This window comes from Pseudomonas sp. B34(2017), from assembly GCF_002112915.1.
GTDB classification, from domain to species: domain Bacteria; phylum Pseudomonadota; class Gammaproteobacteria; order Pseudomonadales; family Pseudomonadaceae; genus Aquipseudomonas; species Aquipseudomonas pharyngis.
The window spans coordinates 1,087,166-1,112,959 of the sequence record NZ_NEJA01000001.1 but is presented as its reverse complement, the minus strand read 5'-3'; the positions used below and the strand labels follow the sequence as shown (position 1 = coordinate 1,112,959).

23 protein-coding genes and 1 other RNA gene are annotated in these 25,794 nt (G+C 59.1%); 11 read left to right on the top strand and 13 right to left on the bottom strand.

Features of this window, described 5'->3' with window-relative positions; translation table 11 throughout:
- Positions 1–60 precede the first annotated feature (60 nt).
- A complete protein-coding gene (locus CAF80_RS28490) occupies positions 61–315 on the top strand; it encodes a hypothetical protein (protein WP_139831660.1) in 255 nt (84 codons plus the stop codon).
- Between the two features lie 114 nt (positions 316–429).
- On the opposite strand, the gene CAF80_RS05310 is transcribed toward CAF80_RS28490, so the two are convergent.
- From CAF80_RS05310 to CAF80_RS05260, 10 genes are all read right to left on the bottom strand, one after another.
- A complete protein-coding gene (locus CAF80_RS05310) occupies positions 430–711 on the bottom strand; it encodes a hypothetical protein (RefSeq protein WP_085666927.1) in 282 nt (93 codons plus the stop codon).
- A complete protein-coding gene (locus CAF80_RS05305) occupies positions 708–1,688 on the bottom strand; it encodes an integrase domain-containing protein (protein WP_085666965.1) in 981 nt (326 codons plus the stop codon). Before CAF80_RS05305 ends, CAF80_RS05310 begins: the two co-directional genes overlap by 4 nt.
- Positions 1,689–2,630: 942 nt before the next feature.
- Positions 2,631–3,887, bottom strand: a complete 1,257-nt coding sequence (locus CAF80_RS05295) for an integrase domain-containing protein (RefSeq protein WP_085666926.1) — start codon at positions 3,885–3,887, stop codon at positions 2,631–2,633.
- A 187-nt stretch (positions 3,888–4,074) separates the two neighbouring features.
- Positions 4,075–4,464, bottom strand: a transfer-messenger RNA (tmRNA) gene (gene ssrA, locus CAF80_RS05290).
- A 95-nt stretch (positions 4,465–4,559) separates the two neighbouring features.
- On the bottom strand, positions 4,560–4,838 hold the full coding sequence (locus CAF80_RS05285; RefSeq protein ID WP_085666925.1) for a hypothetical protein: 279 nt from the start codon (positions 4,836–4,838) through the stop codon (positions 4,560–4,562).
- 130 nt (positions 4,839–4,968) lie between these two features.
- Positions 4,969–7,791: an FAD-binding and (Fe-S)-binding domain-containing protein gene (locus CAF80_RS05280; protein ID WP_085666924.1), complete on the bottom strand. Its 2,823-nt coding sequence runs from the start codon at positions 7,789–7,791 to the stop codon at positions 4,969–4,971.
- Positions 7,788–8,459 carry a lactate utilization protein C gene (locus CAF80_RS05275; protein WP_011332385.1) on the bottom strand — a complete coding sequence of 224 codons (672 nt, stop codon included), beginning with the start codon at positions 8,457–8,459 and terminating at the stop codon, positions 7,788–7,790. The genes CAF80_RS05280 and CAF80_RS05275 overlap by 4 nt, the downstream gene beginning before the upstream one ends.
- Entirely contained in the window at positions 8,459–9,913 is a 1,455-nt protein-coding gene (locus CAF80_RS05270) for a LutB/LldF family L-lactate oxidation iron-sulfur protein (protein ID WP_085666923.1), read from the bottom strand. Before CAF80_RS05270 ends, CAF80_RS05275 begins: the two co-directional genes overlap by 1 nt.
- Positions 9,910–10,734: a (Fe-S)-binding protein gene (locus CAF80_RS05265; RefSeq protein ID WP_039769136.1), complete on the bottom strand. Its 825-nt coding sequence runs from the start codon at positions 10,732–10,734 to the stop codon at positions 9,910–9,912. The genes CAF80_RS05270 and CAF80_RS05265 overlap by 4 nt, the downstream gene beginning before the upstream one ends.
- A gap of 150 nt (positions 10,735–10,884) precedes the next feature.
- Complete coding sequence (locus CAF80_RS05260) at positions 10,885–12,579, bottom strand: lactate permease LctP family transporter (protein WP_039769138.1); 1,695 nt, start codon at positions 12,577–12,579, stop codon at positions 10,885–10,887.
- Positions 12,580–12,841: 262 nt separating this feature from the next.
- Between CAF80_RS05260 and CAF80_RS05255 the strand changes: the two genes are divergently transcribed.
- Positions 12,842–13,609 (top strand): FCD domain-containing protein, encoded by a 768-nt coding sequence (locus tag CAF80_RS05255; RefSeq protein WP_039769141.1) that lies wholly within the window; start codon positions 12,842–12,844, stop codon positions 13,607–13,609.
- A gap of 50 nt (positions 13,610–13,659) precedes the next feature.
- Here CAF80_RS05255 and smpB read toward each other — a convergent pair whose 3' ends face one another.
- A complete protein-coding gene (gene smpB / locus CAF80_RS05250; RefSeq protein WP_007953781.1) occupies positions 13,660–14,142 on the bottom strand; it encodes an SsrA-binding protein SmpB in 483 nt (160 codons plus the stop codon).
- A gap of 119 nt (positions 14,143–14,261) precedes the next feature.
- On the opposite strand from smpB, the gene CAF80_RS05245 reads away from it, so the two are divergent.
- Genes CAF80_RS05245 through CAF80_RS05235 form a run of 3 tightly spaced genes read left to right on the top strand, consistent with a single transcriptional unit; the run spans position 14,262 to position 16,414 of the window.
- Entirely contained in the window at positions 14,262–15,665 is a 1,404-nt protein-coding gene (locus CAF80_RS05245) for a sodium-dependent transporter (RefSeq protein ID WP_085666922.1), read from the top strand.
- Between the two features lie 7 nt (positions 15,666–15,672).
- A complete protein-coding gene (locus CAF80_RS05240; protein WP_003221509.1) occupies positions 15,673–16,107 on the top strand; it encodes a type II toxin-antitoxin system RatA family toxin in 435 nt (144 codons plus the stop codon).
- Positions 16,100–16,414 carry an RnfH family protein gene (locus tag CAF80_RS05235; RefSeq protein ID WP_074691917.1) on the top strand — a complete coding sequence of 105 codons (315 nt, stop codon included), beginning with the start codon at positions 16,100–16,102 and terminating at the stop codon, positions 16,412–16,414. The genes CAF80_RS05240 and CAF80_RS05235 overlap by 8 nt, the downstream gene beginning before the upstream one ends.
- Before the next feature lie 61 nt (positions 16,415–16,475).
- On the opposite strand, the gene CAF80_RS05230 is transcribed toward CAF80_RS05235, so the two are convergent.
- Positions 16,476–17,003 (bottom strand): outer membrane protein assembly factor BamE, encoded by a 528-nt coding sequence (locus CAF80_RS05230; protein WP_039769148.1) that lies wholly within the window; start codon positions 17,001–17,003, stop codon positions 16,476–16,478.
- A 97-nt stretch (positions 17,004–17,100) separates the two neighbouring features.
- On the opposite strand from CAF80_RS05230, the gene fur reads away from it, so the two are divergent.
- Entirely contained in the window at positions 17,101–17,505 is a 405-nt protein-coding gene (gene fur, locus CAF80_RS05225; RefSeq protein WP_039769149.1) for a ferric iron uptake transcriptional regulator, read from the top strand.
- A 75-nt stretch (positions 17,506–17,580) separates the two neighbouring features.
- Here fur and recN read toward each other — a convergent pair whose 3' ends face one another.
- A complete protein-coding gene (recN, locus tag CAF80_RS05220; protein ID WP_039769151.1) occupies positions 17,581–19,254 on the bottom strand; it encodes a DNA repair protein RecN in 1,674 nt (557 codons plus the stop codon).
- A gap of 240 nt (positions 19,255–19,494) precedes the next feature.
- Here recN and grpE point away from each other — a divergent pair, with 240 nt between their 5' ends.
- The 5 genes from grpE (at position 19,495) to carA (ending at position 25,714) form a co-directional block, all read left to right on the top strand.
- Positions 19,495–20,064, top strand: a complete 570-nt coding sequence (gene grpE / locus CAF80_RS05215) for a nucleotide exchange factor GrpE (RefSeq protein ID WP_039769154.1) — start codon at positions 19,495–19,497, stop codon at positions 20,062–20,064.
- A gap of 102 nt (positions 20,065–20,166) precedes the next feature.
- Positions 20,167–22,083: a molecular chaperone DnaK gene (gene dnaK / locus CAF80_RS05210; protein WP_074691912.1), complete on the top strand. Its 1,917-nt coding sequence runs from the start codon at positions 20,167–20,169 to the stop codon at positions 22,081–22,083.
- A 297-nt stretch (positions 22,084–22,380) separates the two neighbouring features.
- Entirely contained in the window at positions 22,381–23,505 is a 1,125-nt protein-coding gene (gene dnaJ / locus CAF80_RS05205) for a molecular chaperone DnaJ (protein WP_039769159.1), read from the top strand.
- 9 nt (positions 23,506–23,514) lie between these two features.
- Positions 23,515–24,321 (top strand): 4-hydroxy-tetrahydrodipicolinate reductase, encoded by an 807-nt coding sequence (gene dapB, locus CAF80_RS05200; protein WP_007953764.1) that lies wholly within the window; start codon positions 23,515–23,517, stop codon positions 24,319–24,321.
- A 256-nt stretch (positions 24,322–24,577) separates the two neighbouring features.
- Complete coding sequence (gene carA / locus CAF80_RS05195) at positions 24,578–25,714, top strand: glutamine-hydrolyzing carbamoyl-phosphate synthase small subunit (RefSeq protein WP_064593337.1); 1,137 nt, start codon at positions 24,578–24,580, stop codon at positions 25,712–25,714.
- Positions 25,715–25,794 lie beyond the last annotated feature (80 nt).

The following is a 25,794-nucleotide window of genomic DNA, read 5'->3' as shown; positions in this document are numbered from 1 at the left end:
ATTTGATGTATTGGCTTAGTACGAAAGATAAAGCCGATCTTTTTGATACGGTATGCAGATATGTCTGCTCTGGCAGCTGCCGGTAAGCAATGGGGTGAAGGCGTCACCCTAATCTCCGTTGACCTACAACGCGATGAGGGCACCAAGCATGAGGTGCTGCTGCAACAAGTCAGTTCAGCGCACCCAGACAGGGGTGATGACAGGGAAAAATCCATTTTCTTAACCTTTCAGGTGTCTTGCCTCAGCGGATTTTACCGAAATATCGCATGGTGGCACTATAGTATTCCAACGCTTTCAGGCGTGTGGTGTTCCTGAAGCAATGGTTACTGCAGACTGATAGCGGCTCTATGACTGGTCATTACTACATCGGAGGAAGCAGAGCTCTCTGGCAGATTGCTCGGTGAGCGGGCTATTGCGGCGTTGGATCGTTTACCCTCGGTGATTGAATACCCATGGCTTTTCTAAACGACGCGCTAGCAGCCTTACGGTCAGCAGGTAGTAATATCGAGTCGCCTCGGATCGCTTAGCTAGGCGATGTTCAAGAAACCAAGCCACATGCTTTCTCTGCCATGCCCAAGGTGTCTCTAGCTGCCAGCGTTCAGATATCTCCGCTTGGATGAGCTTTGCTTGCCGTAAATGGCGCTGCCGCGTTGCGTATGATCCCGTCAGCACCGCAGCCAAGAACAGTTCCATATCGAATGGCTTACTCATGTGCGTCCTCCAATGTAGGCCGCGATCACATCGATCCGACCGTGCCCCAACTCATAGCTGATTTGCCTTCGGGCCTCACGATCAAGGGTCTTATCTACCTGGCAACATTGGCCGCCGTTGATAGGCGCGGGGTGTTGGGTGATTTGCTCATAGCGTTCACATGCGTACGCCGCTCGTAGCTCATGGAAGCCTTTGAGCTTGTGTGCATGCAGGACGTCCCGCGCTGGGCGGATGATTTCCTGCAGAACATTCCGATAGCTTTCGTCTGGCGCAATCAGGTTACGGCTACTCGCAGGCGACACCTGCCGTGCAAACCCAAGTGCGTCTTGAACATGGTGGTCCACCGCAATCCATCGTGGCGCTGAGGCGCCAGCTCGGCCGCCTTTCGTGCCATCCTGGATGTTGATCCTGCCTAGGTCGTTAGCCTCACGGCTCAGCCGTGGCAAGTCGGCTAGGATGGCCTCACGCAAGCGCATGCCGGTGGCTCGCGCCAACAGAACGATTGCAGCGGCCCGTAGCTGATGATCGCGGCAAAGCACATCGACAATTGGCTTAACCTGCTTGCGGTCTTGTCCCTCTGGCACCGAGTGGCGAACCCCGCTGCGCTGCATACCCAACGCCTTGCTCGGGCTGGGCAACTTCACGTACTGATCACCGCGAAGCGCTGCCATGGTCCTGTTAACGCTGGAAAGCCGATTTTGTGCGGTGCTGATGGCGAGGTCACCGCGCCTAACCACCTCGCGCAGATGCGCCGCATAATCGGACAGCACCTTCCGATCAATCTGCCGTGCATCATTGATACCGGGCCCCTGTTCGGAACGGCACCACTTCACGAATGCCTGCCACCGATCAGTGTGCGCCTTGACCGTGCCGTAATGACCGCCGCCGAACATGTCCTTCAGTGCCTGCGGCCCTGCGTAGCTCAATTGTCTGCCGTACCCAAAATTACGGCCGTCACGCCTACCCACCAATGCCATGCCGGTCACCTCATCTTCCGATCTCCGATCCTCGCCCCACGTCATCCCGCCAAGAATGCTGAGTGTTATCAGGGATCAAGGCCCCTGCGACCTATGGGGAATGTCCTCTACGCGGGACTGACGGCTCCTTACGACCGGGAGCAAGGGCATCTCATGATCTGGCCTCCTTAACACCGTTGCCGGTGGGCGGGTGGAGGCAGCGCTGACTGACTAAACCAGCGCCTGAAGATCCTGAGCCGGGTGAACGCAGCAATGCGATGACCGGGGCATACCTGACTGTCAGTCAGGTGCAGCCCATTCCTTGGTCTGCGGCACCATCATCTACAGCGCTGTTGCTGGTGACATCGGCGTTTGTCACGCCGATTGTCACGAGGGGGAATGCCGCAAAGCCATGTTCGATCAGGGCTGCAGCAGTGGTAGAAGTGCCCGTCTCTTTCCCGAAGAAAGAGACGGGCACAGGTTGGCGCAATATTCGGCCAAGCGGATAGGTTGCTGCAGGGCAGCGAGGTACGGTGTAGCTGGCGCACGAGTGCCATAGGTGTAAGAGCATCCATCACATGGGTAGTGACCGTACGAGCTGCCGGATGCGAATCGTACTTGGGCTGAACCACCGCGGGAGCAGCGTGACCTTTAAGGCTCGGGTCACCTGGGGTGCTGTCATCGACAGCCTTTGCACGGCCAGTTCTACGCCTGTGGATAAACCCGGTCAAGGGCCGAAATTCAGTGCTCTTGAGGACGTGAAAAGTGGATATCCATCGGTGGAATTCCGTGGTAAATCCCGGACAACGTCGTGGCTTTTAGCTCTTCAAAGTGAGGTCCATCCAAACAGGGCGGCTTTGCAGCCCTGTTTGGATGGACCCGTGCTGAGAAGCAGATAAGCGAGGCTGCTTGCCCAGAATGCTGGACGTTCAGTTGTTTCCGCAATTCTTGCGCCGTACAGAGCTAGCGAATCGGTACCACGTTCTTGTCTCTGACTTGACCGTATGCTGAGGCAAGCAGGCTGCCGGTGGCGGCTTTCTGGATATACTCACTCCACCAGGCCATCATCGGTCGTCTGCGTTCAATGTAGTCGGCTCGGTTGTAGGCGCTGCGCACCTCATCCTTGTCGACATGCGCCAGTGCGACCTCAATGAGTTCGGGGTCCCACCCATGTTCATTCAAGATGGTGCTGGCCATCGAGCGCATACCGTGGCTGACCAATCGATCCTGAAAGCCCATGCGTTTCAATGCCATGTTGGCAGTCTGGCTATTGGCGTGGGTGCGTGGATTTCTGTCTGCCGGGAAGACGTATTCGCGATGGCCGCTGTGGGTCTTCAATGACTCCAGCAGTGCGACAGCGTGATCACTCAACGGGATGCTGTGAGGGCGGCGCTTTTTCATCCGCTCCGGCGGGATAGTCCAGACGCGCCTTTCAAAGTCGATGTCTGCCCAGCGAGTAGTCGCTGCCTCGGCGGGGCGAGTCATCGTATGCAACTGCCATTCGATCAGGCAGCGAGTGGTGCGTTTGATGCTGGCGTTCGCGATCTCCAGCATGAGCTCGGGGAGCTCTTCGGGTGGAAGCGCAGCCATGTTCTCTTTCTTGGGCTTTTTGAAAACCGCCCTGATCCCGCTGAGCGGGTTGGCGAAGATCAGGCCGGAATTTACACCGTAGGTCATGATCTCGTTTAGCCGCTGGCTAAGCCGTTTGACCGTCTCCAGGCTGCCTTTCGCTTCGATTGGACGAAGCAATGCAATCACCATCGGCGCGGTGATTTTCGTGAGTGGTGTCGTCTTCAAATCGGGGAACACGTGCAGCGTGAGCGACCGCCAGATGTCCTCGGCGTAGGCAGGGGTGACCGAGTCTTTCTTGAGCTCGAACCAAGCGGTGGCCACGTTCTCGAAGGTGTGTTCCGTTTCTGCGCGCTTGGCTTCATTCAGCGTGTCGCGCTGCACCTTCGGATCGATGCCCTGTGCGAGCAGCTCGCGGGCTTCGACTGCCTTCTTTCGTGCATTCGCCAGTGACAGTTCGGGATAGGTCCCGAAACCGATATTGATGCGCTTTTTGGTCACCGGTTCGCGGTAGTTGAAATTCCACAGCAAGGAGCCGTTGCTGCGTACTCGGAGCTGCAAACCGTCACCGTCAGTAAGGACGTAATCCTTGGACGCCGGTTTGACTCCCTTGAGCTGTCGATCGGAGAGACGGAGGTTTTGAGCAGGCATGAGATTCTCCTCAGGCACTGATTCGGTATTCCAAAGATTAGCACCGGGTGAGGTGGAATACCGCCTGGAATACCCGAATGGCTGGAACTCAAAAACTCTCAAAAGACCGCAAAAGCGCTGGAGGCCGCGTATTTACTGGGTCGCAGGCACAAAAAAAGACGTCCGTGGACGTCTTTGTTTGATCATTTGGTGGAGCCGGGGGGATTTGAACCCCCGTCCGCCAGTACTCCGCTGTCGGTACTACATGCGTAGCCGTGTCTATTAAGTTAACCCTCAGCGACCCGACGGGCAGGGTGCTTTGGGCGAGTTGTGTAAGTTTTAGCCGCTTCGTCCACAACGTACTGCACGGCGATTCTGTTCTATATGACAATCATTTTGGGTTTACAGACATCCCCTGATGATTGCTGGACCCGAAGGTACCAGGAGTGCATGTCAGCTGCAATTAAGCAGCGAGAGCAGCACCGTATTGGTCGTCATTGGCAACTATAAGTAGTTGCAACAGTGGATTTACGACTTCTGTTACCAAGTCGGCATGCACCTAGAGTTTCGCAACCGGCGTCGAATCCTAAACGGCCCCGAGCCTGGCGCTCTGTGTGGCTTATGAGCAACAAGCCTGCGCAGTGTACGCCAAACGGCTCACAAGGCCAACCCGAAGGTTGGCCTGAGCTTCGATCAGTTGTTGGTTCCGCTGGTTTTACGGATTTCCAGAATGGTTTGCTGGGTTTCAGCCACGCATTCGTCGATCTTGCCCTGGGCCTTGAGTGCCTGGGCTTTTTGCACGCTGGCTTCTACCCGTTGACTCAGGTCGGGTGAGGCCATTGCCTGCGTCTTGGCGTTATTGATGGTTTGCAGATTGGCATCACACAGGTCAGCGGGCTTGTCGGCAGCGAACGAAGCCGACGCCATCATCGAGGCAGTAACGAACAGACCTAACAGTACAGAACGTTTCATATGAATCTCCTTGAACTGAGGGATCCAGACTTCGCTGGCCGTCAGGACGGGCAACCGAATGGAGGACAAGCCCCGATTGTTCGGGGCCTGTTCTGTGGACTGCGGTCGCTCACAAGGGTTCTATTTTTCTTCAGAGGGCGGTTGCGGGGGCTTTGGCTTGGGTCACCCGGTCCACCAGATACACCAGACCGTGGTAGTCGATACCGCCATGCTGTGTCAGACCGATCTCACAGGTGCGGCTGGTGGAAATCCCCTCGCTGCACTGTTGCACCGCATCCTTGAGCGTTCTCAGTGAGTGGCTGTTGAGCTCCGGCGTGGTGAAACCCTTGTCGCCGGCGAAACCGCAGCAGTGAATGCCTTCCGGGATCACCACCGTCTTGCTGCATTTGCGCGCCAGCTCTATCAGCGCCTGGCTTTCCCCAAGGTGCTGAGTACTGCAGGTCACGTGAACGGCAATCGGTGCTTCCTGCGGTGTGAAGTCGAGCCGGTCCATCAGATGCGTACGGATGAATCGCACAGGGTCATACAGATCCAGGCGAACATTTCCCACATCCTGCACCAGCCGCAAGGTGCAAGGGCTGGTGTCGCAATAGATCGGATCGAGCCCGCCGCGACTAGCCTGGAGCAGTGCGCCGATCAGTTCCTGACGCTTGTGCTCGGCCTGCTCGGCATAGCCCTTGGACGCGAAGGGCTGGCCGCAGCAGAGGTTGTCCAGATTGTCCGGTAACACCACCTGATAACCGGCCTTTTCCAGCAGGCCACGGGTTTTGTCGTACAGCGACATCTGCTCCTTGTCGCCCGCTGCCGGCCCCATCACACGCGAGACGCAAGCCGCGAGATACACAACGCGCGGGCGTTCGTCCGACACGGCCGGGCTGAAGCGAATGGCTTTTTCCGGTTGCGGCATCGCGCTGGTCCACAGCGGCACTTGACCTTTGGACAGCCGCGTCAGGGTCGCCGAAAGCTTCGCCAGACGCGGCGCCCCCAACAACATCCGCGCACCGTTGGCCACATGCAGGGTGAAACGCGCGCCTTGCAGGGTGGTGGCGAAATTTCCTTCGATCAAGTTGGCGGTTTTCGTATGGGTTGCGTGACGGCCGCGAAGTTTTTTTACCAGCTCGCCGGTGTTAATGCCTACGGGGCAACGTTGCGCACACAAACCGGTCGCGGCGCAGGTATCGATGCCTTGGTACTCGTAGGTTTTTTCCAGTTCGGTGGTGTCGATGCCGGCACGTTTTCTTGCCTGAATGTCGCGCCAGATCACGATGCGCTGGCGCGGGCTCAGGGTCAGGCCTTTCGAGGGGCAGACCGGCTCGCAGAAACCGCACTCGATGCATTTATCCACAATCTCGTCGGCCGCCGGCAGCGGTTTCAGGTGCTTGAGGTGGATCTGCGGATCTTCGCTGAGCACCACGTCCGGATTGAGAATGCCGTTGGGGTCGAGCAGGCGTTTGAGCTGCCACATCAATTGATAGGCGTCACTGCCCCATTCCAGTTCGACGAAGGGCGCCATGTTGCGCCCGGTGCCGTGTTCCGCCTTCAGCGAACCGCCGAACTCCACGGCCACCAGTTGCGCCACGTCGTCCATGAACGCCTGATAGCGTGCGACTTCTTCCGCGCTGTTGAAGCCTTGGGTGAAGACGAAGTGCAGATTGCCTTCCAGTGCGTGTCCGAAAAGGATCGCTTCGTCGTAGGAGTGTTTGCCGAACAACTCGATCAAGCGGTTTACGCCGATGGCCAGTTGCTCGACCGGGAAGGTCACGTCTTCGATGATCACCGTGGTGCCGGTCTTGCGCACGGCGCCGACGGCGGGGAAGGTGTCTTTGCGGATCGCCCAGAGGCGGGCGTTTTCGACCGGGTCTTCGGTGAAGTCGACCTGCTTTTCCACCGGGAAGCCATTGAGCGACGCCATGATCTGCGCCAGTTGTTCCTGCAGCAAAGTGGAAGAGGCGGCGCGGGATTCGATCAACAGCGCGCAGGCATTGTTCGACAGCTGCTGTACGAAAGTCGGCATGCCGGGTTTGTCCTGCACCGAGCGCAGGCTGCGGCGGTCGAGCAGTTCCACGGCGGACACCGGTTGGCTTTTCAGCACGGTGACGGCGTTGCAGCAGGTCTCGACGTCCGGAAAAACGATCAGCGCCGAGGCCTTGTTTGGGTGGTCGATCACCGTGTCGTAAGTCACGGCGCTGATGAAGCCGAGGGTGCCTTCGGAGCCGACCAGCAAGTGGCTCAGGATATCCACAGGCTCATCGAAATCCACCAGGGCGTTGAGCGACAGGCCGGTGGTATTTTTCAGACGGTATTTGTGGCGAATTCGTGCGGCCAGTTCGGCATTGGCGCGGGTCTCGCGGCCCAATGTCGCCAGGCGTTCCAGCAATTCACCGTGGCTGACTCGAAACGCCGCGACACTGGCAGCATCTTCGGTGTCGAGACGTGTGCCGTCGGCCAGCACCAGACGAATCCCGGCCAGCGTGTGATAGGTGTTTTGCGCGGTGCCGCAGCACATGCCGCTGGCGTTGTTGGCGACGATGCCGCCGATTTTGCAGGCGTTGATCGACGCCGGATCCGGGCCGATCTTGCGCCCGAAAGGCGCCAGCCATGCGTTGGCCTGGGCACCGATCACCCCCGGTTGCAGGCGGATTTGTGTGCCTTGTCCGCGGATCTCACGCGCGTTCCAGTTATCACCAAGCACGATCAGCACCGAATCGCTGATCGCCTGGCCGGACAGGCTGGTGCCGGCGGCGCGGAAGGTCACCGGGACCTGATCGCGCTGGGCCAGCTTCAGCAGCGCCACCACTTCATCTTCGGATTCGACGCGGATCACCAGTTGTGGAATCAACCGGTAGAAGCTGGCATCGGTGCCGAAGGCCAGGGTCGACAGCGGATCGTCGAAGCGCCGTTCGGCAGGAATCAGTTGCTGCGCATCGCGCAGGAAAGTCGCCGGTAAGGTCATTGGTCCTCCAGGATCAACACCACCAGGTCTTTCGGGCCGTGGGCGCCGTAAGCCAGCACTTGTTCGATGTCGGCGGTTTTCGACGGGCCGGAGACCAGCAATGCATTGGTTGGCATGCCCTGTGCCCACTCGAATTCCTGCTGCACCTGATAGAAGTTGTCGCGGATCTGGCTGGCCTTGAGCAGGGCGAAATGCACCGGCGGCACCAGGCTCATCAGCCGTGGTTCTTCGCGGGTTGGCCAGAGAATCAGGCTGCCGGTGGCGGCGATGGCGCCGAGGGTGCCGGTGAGGCTGGCCGGGGTGTCGTTGAACAACTCGGCTTTCCATTCCTCCATCGGCCGGTCGTAGGATTTCAGCGCCGGCAGATCAGGATTGTTCGCCCAGTGTTGTGTGATGCGCTGCCCGTGAGGCGTAGTCGGTGCGATCAGCAGGCTCGGCAACTGGCGGTCGCGCAGCAATTGCGCCAGCAGCGCCGGCCACCCATCAGCGGATGTCAGGTGGATTTCGGTGTGCACCGCTTCCATCAGTTTGCGCAGTTGCGGGATCCGTTGTTCGGCGCTGTAGGTGTAAGGCTGGGTCACCAGATCGACATCGAAGTTGTCGGCAATCGGCGTGGTGCCGGTCAGACTTTTACGCAACTTGCCGAGGATATTTTGCTTGGCGCTCATCAACGGTCTCCTTGTTTGGCCAGGTGTTCGCGAGCCATGTCATGCAATGAGCGGGCGGCGGGTTTCGGTGCGCTGTGATTCTGGGTCCACGGCCCGATATTGTTCGGCGCCAGGGCGCGCAGTCGCGTGGCGAAGAACGCGAACAGCCGATACAGGGTCGGCGAGCTGTTGAGCTTCGCCCAAGCGTTCCAGATGAAACGTTCCTTGCGCGAATATTTGCTGCCCTGGCCGCGCATCACTTGATGAGGACTGTCGGGGGCTTTGACGTTTTCTTCGCGTAGGCGGCGCAGCAGTGCAGGAATAGGAATTTTTACCGGACACACTTCACCGCAGGCGCCGCACAGAGAAGACGCGCTTGGGTGGTCCGGGACTTTCGCCAGGCCGACCATGTGCGGGGTGATGATTTTGCCGATCGGGCCGGGGTAAACCTCGCCGTAGGTATGGCCGCCGACGCGGGTGTAGACCGGGCAATGATTCATGCAAGCGCCGCAGCGGATGCAGTTCAGCGTCTGGCGCAGTTCGCTGTCGGCGAAGGCCTGGCTGCGACCGTTGTCGAGCAGCACCAGATGCACTTCCTGTGGGCCGTCGAGTTCATGTTCCTTGCGCGGGCCGGAGATCATGTTGACGTAGGTGGTGATCGGAATGCCCAGCGCCGAGCGGGTCAGCAATGACAGCAGCGGCACCACGTCGCGCAGGTATTCCACGACTTTTTCGATGCCGGTGACGGCGATGTGCACCGGTGGCACGGTGGTGGTCATTCGGCCGTTGCCTTCGTTTTCCACCAGCAGCAGGGTGCCGGTTTCGGCCACGGCGAAGTTGACGCCGGAGACGCCGATGTCCGCTTCGAAGAATTTCTGCCGCAGGACTCTGCGACCGATCTGAATGAGTTGGTCAACGTCCTTGGTGTATTCCACGCCAAGTTTGTCGTGGAACAAGGACGCGACCTGACCGGCATTCTTGTGGATTGCCGGCATGATTATGTGTGAAGGCTTCTCGTGGTCGAGCTGGACGATGTACTCCCCCATGTCGGACTCCAGACATTCAATGTCCCGAGCCTCGAGGAAATGGTTCATCTCCATCTCTTCGCTGACCATCGATTTGCCCTTGATCACTTGCCGCGCCTCGTGAGCGCGGATGATCGAAAGGACGATGCCATTGGCCTCGTCCACCGTTTCCGCCCAGTGCACTGTCACACCGTTGCGGGTCAGGTTCTGTTCCAGTTGCTCGAGCAGGTCGGGCAACTTGGAGAGCGCACGCGCCCTGATCGAGTTGCCCAGGGCGCGCAAGTGTTCTCTTTCGTGGGCATCGCTGAAAGCCGCTGCCCGTTTGGTCATCAGTGAATCCATCGCAGTGCGGAAGTTGTTCCGTAACTGCGAATCGCCCAAGGCGTTGTGTGCCCGGGTGCGGAAGTCTTCTTCTACGGCAACCGTAGGAATAATCGTGGAAGTGCTCATCGCGCACCTCCGGTTCGTTGCCAGAGGAAGCTCGCCAGGTGTTGCCCGCGCAGCGCTTCCTGCTGTTTTTCCAGCGAGCCGTTGATGTTCATCAGGCAGCCGCAGTCGGCACTGAGTACCTGATGTGCGCCGGATTCCTTCAACGCCCGGGTCTTGTCAGCCACCATCGCGCCGGAAATGTCTGGCATACGGACGCTGAATGTCCCACCGAAGCCACAGCATTCGCTTTCGTGATCGTGGTTGACCCGTTCCACGTTGCTCAACTGCGCCAACAACTCGCGGCCATGCAGGTGGGTGTTCATTTCCCGTCGCGCCGAACACGAGGTGTGCAGCGCCACTTTCACCGGCTCGCCGCTATCCTTGAGCTGCACCTTGCAGACGAACAGCAGAAACTCGGCCAATTCATAGGTGCGGGCCGCAAGGGCCTGAACCTGTTTCAACGTTTCCGGCTCGTCCTTGAACAAGTCGGCGTAATGCTCGCGGATCATTCCGGCGCACGAACCCGACGGCACCACCACCGGATAGTCCCCGGCAAACAGCGCCAGTTGCGAGCGCGCCACCGTCCGTGCCTGCTCGGTGTAACCCGAGGTGTAGGCCGGTTGTCCGCAGCAGCTCTGCCCTTGCGGGTAGTCGACCCGGATGCCTTCGCGCTCCAGCAAGTGGATCGCGTCCATCCCGGCTTCCGGGTAGAACAGGTCGACCACGCACGTGCCGAACAGGTAGACCCGCGACGGTTTCTCGCTGGGGTATTGCCGGGGTTCGGGCAGTGGCGGTGCGACGCGAGTGGCGTTGGGCACAGCGTTGTAAAAAAGCTCGCTCATCAGGCGTGTCTCCGGGTGGGCCCGGTTATCCGTCTGTTGAGGCTGCCGAATATAGAGCGCATTGCTTTCAGCAGCCTTACAGACCGGGTTGTGAATTGCTGACGCCGGAATCACGAACCGGTGTCGGTTTTTTCCATGTAGCTTGTCGGCTTAATGCACCAGCATGCCGGTGAACCAGTAGGCCTGAGCCAAAGTGATGAGGCCGACAATCGTTGCAAAGAATAGGCTGTGCTTGAGGGTGAAGCGGAACAGATCGGATTCCTTGCCCACCAGGCCGGTTGCTGCGCAGGCCACGGCGATCGATTGTGGCGAGATCATCTTGCCGGTCACGCCGCCGCTGGTATTGGCTGCCACTAGCAGGGTGTCGTTGACCCCGATCTGGTGAGCGGTGGTTGCTTGCAGCGAACTGAACAGGGCGTTGGATGAGGTATCGGAACCGGTCAGGAACACGCCGAGCCAGCCGAGGAATGGCGAGAAAAACGGGAACGCTGCGCCAGTTCCGGCAAGCACCAGAGCCATGGTCGAGGACATGCCGGAATAGTTGGTGACGAAGGCAAACGCCAGCACCATGCCGATCGACAGGATCGGCCAGCGCAGTTCGTAGAAGGTCTCTTTCAAAGTGGTCAGACCAGTTTTGAAGTTGATCTTCAGCACCAGCATCGAGATCAGTGCGGAGAAGAAAATCGCCGTGCCGGTCGCGGAAATCGGATCGAGTTTGAACACGGCCGGGATCGCGGTCGGGGCGGCCACGATCGGCGCGGTCTTGATGACCAGTTGATCCAAGTGTGGAATCGCGAAGTTGAACACCCAGGCGTACATCGAACCGCCGGCGGCGAACATGGCTTTGAAAGGCTTGAGGGTCCAGATGGTCACCAGCACGGTGAGGATCAGGAACGGCGACCACGCCTTGAAGATTTCCCCGAGGCTGTAGGGCGAAGCGACGGTGGTGCGCTTCTGGCCGAAACCGCCGACGCTGGCGGTGACCACCGAAGCGGACACGGCGCCGACGATGTGCTGGCCGGCGGCACGTTTCGGTTGCCAGACCTTCAGGAACAGGGTCAGCGAAATCAGACTGGCCAGGGCCGACGTGATGTCCGGCAGCTCCGGGCCGATGAAATTCGAAGTGAAGTATTGGGTGACAGCGAAGCTCAGGCCGGCAACCAGTGCGGCTGGCCAGGTTTCACGCACGCCGCGCAGGCCGTCCATCATGAACACCAGCCAGAACGGCACGAACAGCGACAGCAACGGCAGTTGGCGACCGGTCATGGCGCCAATCTTGAACGCGTCGATGCCGGTGACTTGCCCGGCCACGATGATCGGAATCCCCAACGCGCCGAACGCCACCGGTGCGGTGTTGGCAATCAGGCACAGGCCGGCAGCGTACAGCGGGTTGAAGCCCAGTCCCACCAGCAGCGCAGCGGTAATCGCCACCGGCGCGCCGAAACCGGCGGCACCTTCGAGGAATGCACCGAAGCAGAAACCGATCAACAGCACCTGCAGGCGTTGGTCGTCAGTGATCGACAGCACCGAGCTGCGGATGACCTCGAATTGACCGCTCTTGACCGTCAGTTTGTACAGGAACACCGCCGCCACAATGATCCAGGCAATCGGCCACAGACCATAGGCAAAGCCATATCCGGCAGCGGCGAACGCCATGTCGACCGGCATCTGGAACGCGAAGATCGCCACGGCGATGGCCAGGGCGAGCGTGATGCTGCCGGCCACATGACCTTTGAGGCGGAACACCGCCAAAGCGAGAAAGAAGAAAACGATGGGAATGACGGCCGCGAGTGCGGACACGCCGAGACTGCCGAGCGGGCTGTAGAGCTGTTGCCAGGTTTGCATATGGGGTGGCCCCTAATTGTTGTTGGTCAGGCACTGTCAGCTTACTTGGTTAATTGGTAAGACCAATTTACAAGTGCTGTCGGCTAGGGTAAAAGCCTTGATGTCGGTGTGTCAATTTGCCGCCCTAAAACTTTTGTCGAACAACCGGACGGCGAGTCGGATTGCACCGGTTGAATTGGCGTCATCTGGCAGGTGTCGGCGCAGCGCCGATAGGCCAGAATAGAGAGCCCGGCGAGCGGTCGGGATGGTGGAGAGTTGAGTGATGGGGTTTGATCAGATACGTCAGCGCCGTTTGTCTGACGACATTGTCGAGCGACTGGAAGGGATGATTCTCGAGGGCACGCTGAAGTCCGGCGAGCGTCTGCCGGCCGAGCGGACTCTGGCGGAACAGTTCGGCGTTTCTCGGCCCTCTTTGCGCGAGGCGATTCAGAAGCTTGCGGCCAAGGGGTTGCTGGTCAGCAAGCAGGGCGGCGGCAACTATGTCGTGGAAAGTCTCGGTTCGACGTTCAGCGATCCGCTGCTGCAATTGCTGGAAAGCAACCCCGAGGCGCAGCGCGATCTGCTGGAATTTCGCCACACGCTGGAGGCATCGTGCGCCTATTACGCGGCATTGCGCGCCACGGATGTGGACCGCGAACGGCTGACGGCGGCGTTTGAAGAGTTACAGGACTGCTATTCGCGTCACGATGAAGTGAGCCGGGCGGAAGAGGGCGCGGCGGATGCGAAATTCCACCTGGCGATTGCCGAAGCCAGTCATAACGCGGTGTTGCTGCACACCATTCGCGGGCTGTTCGATCTGCTCAAGCGCAACGTGGTGACCAACATCGGTGGCATGTACAAGCAGCGCACGGAAACCCGCGACATGCTGATCACCCAGCATCGGGAGTTGTATCTGGCGATTATCGAGGGGCGCGCGGAGCAGGCGCGTGAGGTCTCCAGCCGACACATTTTGTATGTGCAGGAAGTGCTGGAAGAGGTGCGGCAGGAAGTGCAGCGCATGGCTCGCGCCGAGCGACGCAAAGGCATGTAGGCATGACCGCTCCCGTGTCGAGCACGGGAGCGGTCATTCGGGCAGAAAAATCAGTCTTCCTTGCCCTTGTTGCGCACCGCACGCTGCAACTCGCGACCGGCGTCGCGTTCGCGTTCGGTATCGCGCTTGTCGTATTCCTTCTTGCCCTTACCGAGAGCGATCTCGCACTTGACCATGTGCTTGCTCCAGTACCAGGACAGGCACACGCAGGCGTAACCCTTCTGCTGCACGGCGGCGGCGAGCTTGTCCAGCTCGCGGCGGTTGAGCAGCAACTTGCGGGTACGCACCGGGTCGGCAATGACGTGGGTGCTGGCGGTCATCAGAGGCGTGATGTGGCTGCCTAGCAACCAGGCTTCGCCATCCTTGAGCAACACGTAACTGTCGACCAGTTGCAGCTTGCTTGCCCGCAGACTTTTTACTTCCCAGCCGGCCAGGACCAGACCAGCCTCGAACTTGTGCTCGATGAAGTAATCGTGTCGCGCCTTTTTGTTTTGCGCGATGGTCCCTGTTGGGTGTTTCTTCTGTTTAGCCATAGGGGCGGCATTATATGGAGATAAACGGCTGTCGGCTACGGTGATGCTGCGTGCTTGAGCAGGTTGAGTGAATCCCGGACAATGCGGCCTCTTTTTCTAACGCTTGGGCGTGATAAACGATGTCGACAGACAAGGTTTCTGTCCACGGCAGTTGGGCTAGCCGCTGGGTTTTCATATTCGCCGCGACCGGTTCGGCCGTGGGATTGGGCAGCATCTGGAAATTCCCCTACATGGTCGGGGTCTACGGTGGCGGTGCCTTCGTGCTGATGTTTCTGGCATGTATCGCGCTGATCGGCATCCCGGTAATGCTCGCCGAAACCCTGATCGGCCGCCGTGCCCGCCAGAGTCCGGCGAATGCCCTGAAGGTGCTGGCGCGTGAAGCCGGGCACTCGGGCAAGTGGTCGTGGGGCGCGTTCGCCGGGATGATCACGGCGCTGCTGATCCTGTCTTTCTACAGTGTGGTCGGCGGCTGGTCGCTGGATTACATCATTGATATGGGGCGCGGAGACTTCCAGGGCGCGACGGCTGATCAGGTCGGGGCGTACTTCGGGAATGTCATCGCCGACCCGTGGCGTATCACGCTGTGGCACACGGTTTTCATGCTGTTGTCGGCGGTGGTGATCGCCAAGGGCGTGGTTGCCGGGCTCGAGCGCAGCCTGCGGATCATGATGCCGCTGCTGTTCGTGATGGTGCTGGTGCTGCTGGGTTACAGCATGACCACCGGGCATTTCATGGAAGGCGTGCATTTCATGTTCGACTTCCACCCGGAAAAAGTCCTCGACGGCTTGCTGCCGGCCATGGGGCACGCGTTCTTCTCCCTGAGCGTGGGCGTGGGCTCGATCATGATCTATGGCGCCTACATGACCAAGGAAGCCTCGCTGTCGGGCACGGTCGTCGGTGTGGCGCTGCTCGATACCTTTGTTTCGCTGGTGGCTGGTCTGGCCTTGTTTCCGATTGTGTTCGCCGGTGGTTTGAACCCGAGCGAAGGCCCGGGGCTGATGTTTGTCAGCCTGCCATTTGCTTTCGGTAACGTGCTGTTCGGCCAGTTGATGGGCGTGGTGTTCTTCGTTCTGGTGGCCATTGCGGCCTGGAGCTCGGCGATTTCCCTGCTGGAGCCAATGGTCGCCTATCTGGTCGAGCGGACTAAAATCAGCCGTGCCTGGGTGACATTCTGGTTGGCGTTCACCTGCTGGTTCGTTGGTCTGGGCACGGTGTTTTCCTTCAATATCTGGAAGGAAGCCAAATTTTTCGTGAACGATGGTGGGGTGTTCCATCTCTACCAGTGGGGTGCGGCCGGTGGCCTGGACTTCTTTGGCGTGATCGACTTCTTCACCTCGCGCATCATGTTGCCGCTCGGTGGGCTGTGCTTTGTGCTGTTTGCCGGTTGGGTGATGGGGCGTGAGGCGGTGCGTGATGAATTGTCGATTCGCAGCCCGACGCTGTTCGCCCTGTCTCTGTTTTTGATGCGCTATGTGGCGCCCATCGGCATTCTTGTAGTGTTTGCCGCCCAGCTCTGGAAGTGACGCTTACATGACGACACATATTCAACGATCGGCGCTGCTGCCTTATCCGGCGCAATTTCTCTACGACCTCGTCAATGACGTGGCACGTTACCCGGAATTTCTGCCGTGGTGCTCGTCTGCTGAAGTCCTGGAAAGCTCGCCTGAGCACATGCGCGCCAGTGTCGGCGTGGCCAAGGGTGGGCTTAGTCAGCACTTCGTGACACGCAATACGCTGGTGCCGGGGCAGTCGATCGAGATGAACCTGGAGGAGGGACCGTTCAATCAGCTGCACGGCGTCTGGGTATTCAAGGCGCTGAACGAGAAGGCTTGCAAGATCAGTCTGGATCTGTCCTTCGACTACGCCGGGCCGCTGGTCCGCGCGACGCTCGGTCCTTTGTTCAATCAGGCAGCCAATACATTGGTGGACGCGTTCTGCCAGCGCGCCAAGCAGATGCATGGTTGAGCCGGTGATCGAAGTCGAAGTGGTGTATGCGGCGGTTGATCGTCAGGTTTTGCGTGTAATCAGTGTTGCTGAGGGTACGACGGTGCGTGCGGCGCTGATGGCGTCCGGGATTGATGCTGAATTTTCGGAGCTGGATCTGAAGAGCTGTCCTTTGGGGATCTTCGGCAAAGTGATTGCTGATCCGGATGCTCGACGGGTTCAGGAGGGCGATCGCATCGAGATCTATCGGCCACTGTTGGCAGATCCGAAAGAGGTGCGTCGTCTTCGTGCCGCCAAGGCTGCCGAAGCCAAGGCGCGAAATCAGTAGGCTGGCCAAGCGGCAGGTAATAAAAAACCCGGAATTTCCGGGTTTTTTATTGCGTCGCAATTTATTGCGGCGAGGTGTCCAGCGGTTCTGGCGTTGGAACCGGAACGGTTTCCACACCATCGACGTCCTTCTGGATCTGATCCAGCAAGGAGCCAGGCTTGGCCGGTTGTTCCGGTTTCGGCTGTTCGGTGTTTTCAGCAGGAGCGGTCACGCTGGTGCCGCTGTCCTTGCCGAGAATTGCTTCATCACGGCTGACGCCCGGCATGAAGTCACCGGACAGGCTGACGAGGCGGTCATTCGAGTCGAAAATGACACTCATGCGTTCCTGTTGGCGCTCACCGCCACCAGGTTGCAGGCTGTACAGATAATCCCAGCGGTTGGCGTGGAACGTGTCGGCAAGCAGAGGGTTGCCCATGATAAACCGTACTTGCGGCCGGGTCATTCCCGGGCGTAACTGGTCTATCATGTCCTGCGTGACGACATTGCCCTGCTGGATGTCGATTTTGTAAACCCCGGGGAATGAACAACCGGCGAGTGCGAGCAGTCCCACAAAGGTGAAACTGGTTAGCAAGAGCTTGGTGTTTTGCATCGGTGGGCGACTTCCACTATCTTGGCTGGGACAACGTAAACGCCGATCATACCCGCATTAAGAGAAGCTGCGAAGCAGCATCGCGAGAAAGCTGACCATGGTTGAAAATAGCGAACTACGCAAAGCCGGCCTCAAAGTGACCCTGCCACGGGTCAAGATCCTGCAAATGCTCGACTCTACAGAGCAGCGTCACATGAGTGCCGAGGACGTCTACAAGGCGTTGATGGAAGCTGGCGAGGACGTCGGTCTGGCCACGGTCTACCGTGTTCTGACCCAGTTCGAAGCGGCTGGCCTCGTGGTCCGTCACAACTTCGACGGCGGCCACGCGGTATTCGAATTGGCCGACGGTGGCCACCACGACCATATGGTTAACGTGGAGTCGGGCGAAGTCATCGAATTCTTCGACGAAGAAATCGAAAAGCTTCAGAAGGCGATCGTCGAGAAGCACGGTTACGAGATGGTTGATCACAATCTCGTACTGTACGTACGCAACAAAAAGTAAGCATGTCGCGCGAATTTCAGGTTCGCGAAACGAGCGAAGGCGACCCAAGGGTCGCCTTCGTGCTTTCTGGCGTGCTTAAACCTTTGCGGTGACGACCATCTTTTTCGCGTGCGCCAAAGACTCTTTGGTCAGATCGATGCCGCCAAGCATGCGTGCGACTTCTTCTATGCGGTCATTCTTGCTCAGCTTCGAAACGGCCGTATGAGTCGCCTGCTCGCCGCGTACTTTATGCACGAACAGATGCTGATGCCCCTGAGCCGCGACTTGCGGCAAGTGCGTGACCGTCAGTACCTGTCCGCGATCTCCGAGGCGGCGCAACAGTTGACCGACGATTTCAGCCGTTGGACCGCCAATCCCCACGTCCACTTCGTCGAATACCAATGTCGGTACGCGAGAGGTCTGGGCGGTAATCACCTGGATGGCCAGGCTGATCCGTGACAATTCACCGCCGGACGCCACTTTGGCCAAGGCCTTCAAGGGTTGGCCCGGGTTGGCGCTGACCAGCAGCTCGACTTGTTCCAGACCATTGGGTTGCAGCTCACTGCTGTTGTTGGCGCGCAATTCGATGGTGAAGCGCCCGCCGGGCATGCCCAGACGTTGAATCTCCTGCTCCACCGCGCTTGCCAGACTGCCGGCTGCCTGATGACGCAGCTCGCTCAGCTCCCGGGCCTTTTCCTGATAATGGCGGGCATAGGATGCGAGTTCCTCGGCGAGGCGTTCGATGGATTCATCGTTGGCGTCCAGCGCTTCGATCTCGTCGAGCAGCTTCTGCTGCATCTCCGCCACTTCAGTTGGCTGAATGCGGTGTTTGCGTGCCAGCGTGTAGATGGAGTCCAGACGTTCTTCCAGATATTGCAGGCGCGCCGGGTCGGCATCGAAGTTGTCGAGAAAGCGATTGAGTTCGCCGACGGCTTCTTCGACCTGGATCTGCGCACTGGTCAGCAGGCTGCTCGCTTCACCCAGCGCGCCGACCGAGTTGTTCACGCTCGACAGTCTATTGAGGCTGGCCGTCAGGGCATTCAAAACGTTGCCGGAATCGCTTTCGCTGCATTGCTCGACCACTTGTCGGCAGATGCCGAGCAGGGTTTCGGCGTTGGTCAGGTTCTTGTGTTCCTGCTCCAGTTCTTCCAGCTCGTTTTCTCCGAGGCCGAGGTTTTCCAGTTCTTCGAGCTGGTAGCTGAGCAACTGATGGCGCGCGCGCTGTTCGTCGCCGGAGTTGGAAAGGCGCTCCAGCTCCTGGCGAGTCTGGCGCCAGCGCTGGGCTGCCAGATGTACCTGGCGCGCCAGATCGGTCGCCCCGGCGTACTCGTCGAGCAGGCGCCGGTGGGTATCGGTCTTGAGCAGGGATTGGTGTTCGTGCTGGCTGTGGATGTCGATCAGCAGCTCGCCGAGCGCCTTGAGATCGCCGAGCGGGCAGGGGGTGCCATTTATATAGCCGCGTGAGCGACCTTCGGAAGTGATGACTCGACGCAGGATGCACGGACCGTCGGTTTCCAGGTCGCGTTCCGCCAGCCAGGTACTGGCCTCGGGAATATCGGCCAGATCGAAGGTCGCCAGGATATCGGCCTTGTCGGCGCCCGGTCGCACCACGCCGCTGTCGGCGCGATCACCGAGCGTCAGGCCCAGGGCGTCGAGCATGATCGATTTGCCGGCGCCGGTTTCCCCGGTAATCACGCTCATGCCGCGATCGAGCTCGAGATCGAGATGTTCAACGATGGCGTAGTTGTGTACGGACAGGTGCACCAGCATAAAGGCCGCTCCCAAACTTTAGGTCTGGTTATTTATACAGTGTTTTGTTTCGAGCTGACAATGCCCTCGCTCGGCTCAATGGGGATGATCCGATCAAATGCTTGTCGCACGCAGGAATGCCAATGCAGCACTTTTTTGTAGGGTTAATCGTTGTCAGCCCTTGAAGCCTGATTTTGCGGCCCCATATACCGGGGCAGAAGCGCGAATCGAACTCGCGGACGATATTGAAAGGAGAATTCCATGGCTGACGAACAGACAGTAGATACGCAAAACCCAGAAGCCAATCAGGCGCCCGAGACTTCGGGTGATGACCTGGCGACCCGTGTACAAGTGCTCGAAGAGCAATTGGCCGCCGCGCAGGATCAATCGCTGCGCGTAGCTGCCGATCTGCAGAACGTCCGCCGCCGTGCCGAGCAGGATGTCGAAAAGGCGCACAAGTTTGCGCTGGAAAAATTCGCCGGCGACCTGCTGCCGATCGTCGACAGCCTGGAGCGCGGCCTCGAGCTGTCGAGCCCGGATGACGAAAGCATCCGTCCGATGCGCGAAGGCATCGAGCTGACCCTGAAAATGTTTCACGACACCCTCACGCGCTACCAGCTTGTCGCTGTAAGCCCGCAGGAAGGCGAACCGTTCAACGCCGTGGAGCACCAGGCAATGGCCATGCAGGAAAGTGATGTCCTGGAGCCGAACAGCATTCTGAAGGTGTTCCAGAAGGGCTACCAGCTCAACGGTCGCCTGCTGCGTCCGGCGATGGTTGTGGTCAGCAAGGCGCCGGCGCCAGTTTCGCCTTCGATTGACGAGAAGGCTTGAAATTAGCCGCAAGGCCCCCATTTACAAGTCAAGCGTTTAAGTATTACCGCAGTCAGCCACCACTGCTGCGGCAAAAAAATCCAAAGTTTCGGGAGAGTGAACATGGGCAAAATTATCGGTATCGACCTGGGGACTACCAACTCCTGCGTCTCCGTGCTGGAAAACGGCAAAGCCAAAGTTATTGAAAACGCTGAAGGCGCGCGTACTACGCCGTCGATCATCGCTTATGCCAACGATGGCGAAATCCTGGTCGGTCAGTCGGCCAAGCGTCAGGCTGTGACCAACCCGCACAACACACTGTTCGCAGTGAAGCGCCTGATTGGCCGCCGCTTCGACGAAGAAGTTGTACAGAAAGACATCAAGCTGGTGCCTTACAAGATCGTCAAGGCCAACAACGGTGACGCCTGGGTCGAGGCTTCCGGCAAGCAGATGGCTCCGCCGCAAATCAGCGCCGAAGTCCTGAAAAAGATGAAGAAGACCGCCGAAGACTACCTCGGCGAAGCAGTGACCGAAGCGGTGATCACCGTTCCGGCCTACTTCAACGACAGTCAGCGTCAGGCGACTAAAGATGCTGGTCGCATCGCCGGTCTGGACGTAAAACGTATCATCAACGAACCAACCGCAGCCGCTCTGGCTTATGGCATGGACAAGGCCAAGGGCGATCACACCGTGATCGTTTACGACCTGGGTGGTGGTACTTTCGACGTTTCCGTGATCGAAATCGCTGAAGTTGACGGCGAGCACCAGTTCGAAGTGCTGGCCACCAACGGTGACACCTTCCTGGGTGGTGAAGACTTCGACATGCGCCTGATCGACTACCTCGTCGACGAGTTCAAGAAAGAGTCCGGCATGGACCTGAAGAACGATCCTCTGGCCTTGCAGCGTCTGAAAGAAGCCGCTGAGAAAGCCAAGATCGAGCTGTCTTCTTCGCAATCGACCGACGTCAACCTGCCGTACATCACAGCAGACGCGACTGGTCCTAAGCACCTGAACGTGAAGATCTCTCGTGCCAAGCTCGAGTCGCTGGTCGAAGATCTGGTGAACCGTACCATCGAGCCATGCCGTATTGCTCTGAAGGACGCCGGTATCGACGTCAGCAAAATTAACGACGTGATTCTGGTTGGTGGTCAGACTCGTATGCCTCTGGTGCAGAAGGCAGTTACCGATTTCTTCGGTAAAGAAGCACGTAAAGACGTGAACCCGGACGAAGCTGTTGCCATGGGTGCTGCGATCCAGGGCGCCGTTCTGGCCGGTGACGTGAAAGACGTTCTGCTGCTTGACGTCAGCCCGCTGACCCTGGGTATCGAAACCATGGGTGGCGTGATGACCGCGCTGATCGAGAAAAACACCACGATTCCTACCAAGAAATCGCAAGTGTTCTCGACCGCCGACGACAACCAGGGCGCCGTGACCATTCACGTCCTGCAAGGCGAGCGCAAGCAAGCCGCACAGAACAAGTCCCTGGGCAAGTTCGATCTGGCCGACATTCCACCAGCTCCACGTGGCGTTCCGCAGATCGAAGTGACCTTCGACATCGACGCCAACGGCATCCTGCACGTAGGTGCGAAGGACAAGGCGACCGGCAAAGAGCAGAAGATCACCATCAAGGCCAACTCTGGTCTGTCGGATGAAGAAATCCAGAAAATGGTGCGCGACGCCGAGCTGAACGCCGAGGAAGACCGCAAGTTCGAAGAGCTGGCCGCTGCCCGTAACCAGGGTGACGCACTGGTTCACTCGACTCGCAAGATGATCGCTGACGCTGGCGACAAAGTGACTGCAGAAGAGAAGACTGCAATCGAAGCGGCTGTGGTTGCCCTGGAAGCCGCCGTCAAAGGCGACGACAAGGCTGCCATCGACGCCAAGGTTGAAGAGCTGTCGAAAGTCTCTGCGCCGGTTGCCCAGAAGATGTACGCCGAACAGGCTCAGCCTGCTGAAGGCGCGGCACCGCAAGGCGAATCGGCTGAGAAGGCTGACGATGTTGTCGATGCCGAGTTCGAAGAAGTCAAAGACCACAAGTAAGTTGTTGGTCGCCCGGTTGACTGCCTTGCGGCGGTGACTGGTAGGATGTCGCCGCGCGGGAGCTTGCTCCCGCGTTGGCGTATCTGGAATACGCGAATTTTTACAGCATGCGACAAGCTTCGTGTGTTGGCGGTATGGCCGGGAATGCTCCTGCTTTTCGCGCCGTAAATACCGCATGAACCAAAGACCAGGATCGTTGAATTGACGTGAGTTGGGTCCGGGCCTGTATTGGGGCTCAACGAGTTTGGCGAAGCTCAGGAGGGGTTTGCCGAACGTCCTCAAGAGTATGAAGAACTTATGGCTAAGCGTGACTATTACGAAGTGTTGGGTGTTGAGCGCGGCTCAAGCGAAGCAGACCTGAAAAAGGCCTATCGCCGTCTGGCGATGAAGCACCACCCGGACCGTAATCCCGGTGACAAGGCTTCAGAAGATCTGTTCAAGGAGGCCAACGAAGCCTACGAAGTGCTGTCCGATTCCAGCAAGCGTGCAGCGTACGATCAGTACGGTCATGCCGGCGTCGACCCGAGCATGGGTGGCGGCGGTGCAGGCTTCGGCGGTCAGAACTTCTCCGACATCTTCGGTGATGTCTTCAGTGACTTCTTCGGTGGCGGTCGCGGCGGCTCCCGTGGCGGCGCTCAGCGCGGCAGCGATTTGCGTTACACCCTGGAGCTGAACCTGGAAGAAGCGGTACGCGGTACGACCGTGAATATCCGCGTTCCGACGCTGGTCAATTGCAAACCATGCGACGGTTCGGGCGCCAAGAAAGGCTCGTCGCCATCGACTTGCCCGACTTGCGGCGGCATCGGTCAGGTGCGTATGCAGCAAGGCTTCTTCTCGGTGCAGCAGACCTGCCCGCGCTGTCATGGCCAGGGCAAGATCATTTCCGATCCGTGCGATTCCTGCCACGGCGACGGTCGCGTCGAAGAGTACAAAACCCTCTCCGTGAAAGTGCCGGCCGGTGTCGATACTGGTGACCGCATTCGTCTGTCCGGCGAAGGCGAAGCGGGCACTCAGGGTGGTCCGACCGGCGACCTGTACGTGGTGATCAACGTCCGCGAACACGACATCTTCCAGCGTGACGGCAAGCACCTCTTCTGCGAAGTGCCGATCAGCTTTGTCGACGCAGCCCTGGGTGGCGAGCTGGAAATTCCGACCCTCGATGGTCGCGTCAAACTGAAGATTCCGGAAGGGACTCAGACCGGCAAGCAGTTCCGCGTACGCGGCAAGGGCGTTGCGCCGGTGCGTGGCGGTGGTGCGGGCGACCTGATGTGCCGTGTGGCCGTCGAGACGCCGGTCAACCTGAACCGCCGTCAGCGTGAATTGCTGGAAGAGTTCCGCAGCTCCCTGGCGGACGACAACAGCCATTCCCCGAAAACTACCGGTTGGTTCGACGGTGTAAAACGCTTCTTCGGCGATCTGTAAGGAGTCGGCATGCGACGTATAGCTGTGATGGGCGCTGCCGGGCGCATGGGCAAGATTCTGGTCGAGGCGGTGCAGCAGCGCGCGCCGCTGACCGGTTTGACGGCTGCGATTGTCCGTCCTGGCAGTACGCTGATCGGCGTGGATGCCGGTGAGCTGGCTTCGCTCGGTCGAATCGGCGTGCCGTTGTCCGGCAATCTGGAATCGGTGGCGGAAGAGTTCGATGTGTTGATCGACTTCACCCTGCCGGAAGTCATGCTGAAAAACCTGGCCTTCTGCCGCAAGGCCGGCAAGGCGATGGTGATTGGCACGACTGGTCTGGATGCTGCGCAGAAGCAGTTGTTGGCCGAGGCGGGCAAGGATATTCCGATCGTGTTCGCCGCCAACTTCAGTGTCGGCGTCAACCTTTCGCTGAAGCTGCTCGACATGGCGGCACGGGTGTTGGCGGAAGATGCGGACATCGAAATCATTGAGGCCCATCACCGCCACAAGATCGATGCGCCATCGGGCACGGCCCTGCGCATGGGTGAAGTGATCGCCAATGCGCTGGATCGTGATCTGCAGAAAGTCGCGGTCTATGGTCGTGAAGGTCACACCGGTGCCCGTGAGCGTGAAACCATCGGTTTCGCCACTGTTCGCGGTGGTGATGTGGTGGGTGATCACACGGTGCTGTTTGCTTGCGAAGGTGAGCGCCTGGAGATCACACACAAGGCTTCGAGCCGCATGACGTTCGCCAAGGGCGCGGTGCGTGCGGCGTTGTGGCTGGATGCTCGCGAGCCTGGTTTGTACGACATGCAGGACGTGCTCGACCTGCATTGAGATGTTCTGAATCCGGCGCAAACGCCCTGTTTGTGCCGGTTTCAATCCGCTGAGCGACGCCCTGTCGCATTCTCCGGCCTTTCAGGCTCATTGGCGGTAGACCAAAAATCCCTTTTTCTGTAAGCTACAGCTTTAGTGTGTCCACTAAAAGCGCGCAGAATAATTCAGTGAAGAAGCGGGGTGACGTGTCCATACGTCACTCCGCTTTTTTACAACCTGCGATTGCCCTTTCATGCGTTATTTACGGGAGGTCTTCTTGACTAAGCCAGCCATACTCGCCCTTGCTGATGGCAGCATTTTTCGCGGCGAAGCCATTGGAGCCGACGGTCAGACCGTTGGTGAGGTGGTGTTCAACACCGCAATGACCGGCTATCAGGAAATCCTTACCGATCCTTCCTACGCCCAACAGATCGTTACCCTGACTTACCCGCACATCGGCAACACCGGCACCACGCCGGAAGACGCCGAGTCCGACCGCGTCTGGTCCGCTGGCCTGGTCATCCGTGACCTGCCGCTGGTAGCGAGCAACTGGCGTAACACGATGTCCCTGTCCGATTACCTGAAAGCCAACAATGTTGTGGCGATCGCCGGTATCGACACCCGCCGCCTGACCCGCATCCTGCGTGAAAAAGGCGCACAGAACGGCTGCATCATGGCCGGCGACAACATCTCCGAAGAGGCGGCCATCGCCGCTGCGCAAGGCTTCCCGGGCCTGAAGGGCATGGATCTGGCGAAAGTCGTCAGCACCAAGACCCAATACGAATGGCGCTCCACTGTCTGGGATCTGAAAACCGACAGCCACGCGACCATCGAAGCCTCCGAGCTGCCATACCACGTGGTTGCCTACGACTACGGCGTCAAGGTCAACATCCTGCGCATGCTGGTCGAGCGCGGTTGCCGGGTGACCGTGGTTCCGGCGCAAACCCCGGCTGCCGACGTGCTGGCTCTGAAGCCGGACGGCGTGTTCCTGTCCAACGGCCCTGGTGACCCGGAGCCTTGCGACTACGCAATCAAGGCCATCAAGGAAGTGCTGGAAACCGAAATTCCGGTCTTCGGCATCTGCCTCGGTCACCAGCTGCTGGCTCTGGCCTCTGGCGCCAAGACCCTGAAAATGGGCCACGGCCACCACGGTGCCAACCACCCGGTTCAGGATCTGGACACTGGCGTCGTGATGATCACCAGCCAGAACCACGGTTTTGCGGTTGACGAAGCGACCCTGCCAGCCAACGTCCGCGCGATCCATAAATCGCTGTTCGACGGCACCCTGCAAGGCATCGAGCGTACCGACAAGAGCGCGTTCAGCTTCCAGGGTCACCCTGAAGCGAGCCCGGGCCCGAACGATGTGGCCCCCCTGTTTGACCGCTTCATCAACGAGATGGCCAAGCGACGCTAAGCGCTCGCCTTGAGACTGTAGCGAGAAGCCCCTCGAGGGCGGCCCCGGAACCGGCGGCCCCCTCGGGACTTCAGAAATCG

Bases quoted from the DNA above. Each gene is read 5' to 3' on its own strand.
- CAF80_RS28490 (WP_139831660.1), top strand. From the start codon at position 61: ATGTCTGCTCTGGCAGCTGCCGGTAAGCAATGGGGTGAAGGCGTCACC.
- CAF80_RS05310 (WP_085666927.1), bottom strand. From the start codon at position 711: ATGAGTAAGCCATTCGATATGGAACTGTTCTTGGCTGCGGTGCTGACG.
- CAF80_RS05305 (WP_085666965.1), bottom strand. From the start codon at position 1,688: ATGGCATTGGTGGGTAGGCGTGACGGCCGTAATTTTGGGTACGGCAGA.
- CAF80_RS05295 (WP_085666926.1), bottom strand. From the start codon at position 3,887: ATGCCTGCTCAAAACCTCCGTCTCTCCGATCGACAGCTCAAGGGAGTC.
- CAF80_RS05285 (WP_085666925.1), bottom strand. From the start codon at position 4,838: ATGAAACGTTCTGTACTGTTAGGTCTGTTCGTTACTGCCTCGATGATG.
- CAF80_RS05280 (WP_085666924.1), bottom strand. From the start codon at position 7,791: ATGACCTTACCGGCGACTTTCCTGCGCGATGCGCAGCAACTGATTCCT.
- CAF80_RS05275 (WP_011332385.1), bottom strand. From the start codon at position 8,459: ATGAGCGCCAAGCAAAATATCCTCGGCAAGTTGCGTAAAAGTCTGACC.
- CAF80_RS05270 (WP_085666923.1), bottom strand. From the start codon at position 9,913: ATGAGCACTTCCACGATTATTCCTACGGTTGCCGTAGAAGAAGACTTC.
- CAF80_RS05265 (WP_039769136.1), bottom strand. From the start codon at position 10,734: ATGAGCGAGCTTTTTTACAACGCTGTGCCCAACGCCACTCGCGTCGCA.
- CAF80_RS05260 (WP_039769138.1), bottom strand. From the start codon at position 12,579: ATGCAAACCTGGCAACAGCTCTACAGCCCGCTCGGCAGTCTCGGCGTG.
- CAF80_RS05255 (WP_039769141.1), top strand. From the start codon at position 12,842: ATGGGGTTTGATCAGATACGTCAGCGCCGTTTGTCTGACGACATTGTC.
- smpB (WP_007953781.1), bottom strand. From the start codon at position 14,142: ATGGCTAAACAGAAGAAACACCCAACAGGGACCATCGCGCAAAACAAA.
- CAF80_RS05245 (WP_085666922.1), top strand. From the start codon at position 14,262: ATGTCGACAGACAAGGTTTCTGTCCACGGCAGTTGGGCTAGCCGCTGG.
- CAF80_RS05240 (WP_003221509.1), top strand. From the start codon at position 15,673: ATGACGACACATATTCAACGATCGGCGCTGCTGCCTTATCCGGCGCAA.
- CAF80_RS05235 (WP_074691917.1), top strand. From the start codon at position 16,100: ATGGTTGAGCCGGTGATCGAAGTCGAAGTGGTGTATGCGGCGGTTGAT.
- CAF80_RS05230 (WP_039769148.1), bottom strand. From the start codon at position 17,003: ATGCAAAACACCAAGCTCTTGCTAACCAGTTTCACCTTTGTGGGACTG.
- fur (WP_039769149.1), top strand. From the start codon at position 17,101: ATGGTTGAAAATAGCGAACTACGCAAAGCCGGCCTCAAAGTGACCCTG.
- recN (WP_039769151.1), bottom strand. From the start codon at position 19,254: ATGCTGGTGCACCTGTCCGTACACAACTACGCCATCGTTGAACATCTC.
- grpE (WP_039769154.1), top strand. From the start codon at position 19,495: ATGGCTGACGAACAGACAGTAGATACGCAAAACCCAGAAGCCAATCAG.
- dnaK (WP_074691912.1), top strand. From the start codon at position 20,167: ATGGGCAAAATTATCGGTATCGACCTGGGGACTACCAACTCCTGCGTC.
- dnaJ (WP_039769159.1), top strand. From the start codon at position 22,381: ATGGCTAAGCGTGACTATTACGAAGTGTTGGGTGTTGAGCGCGGCTCA.
- dapB (WP_007953764.1), top strand. From the start codon at position 23,515: ATGCGACGTATAGCTGTGATGGGCGCTGCCGGGCGCATGGGCAAGATT.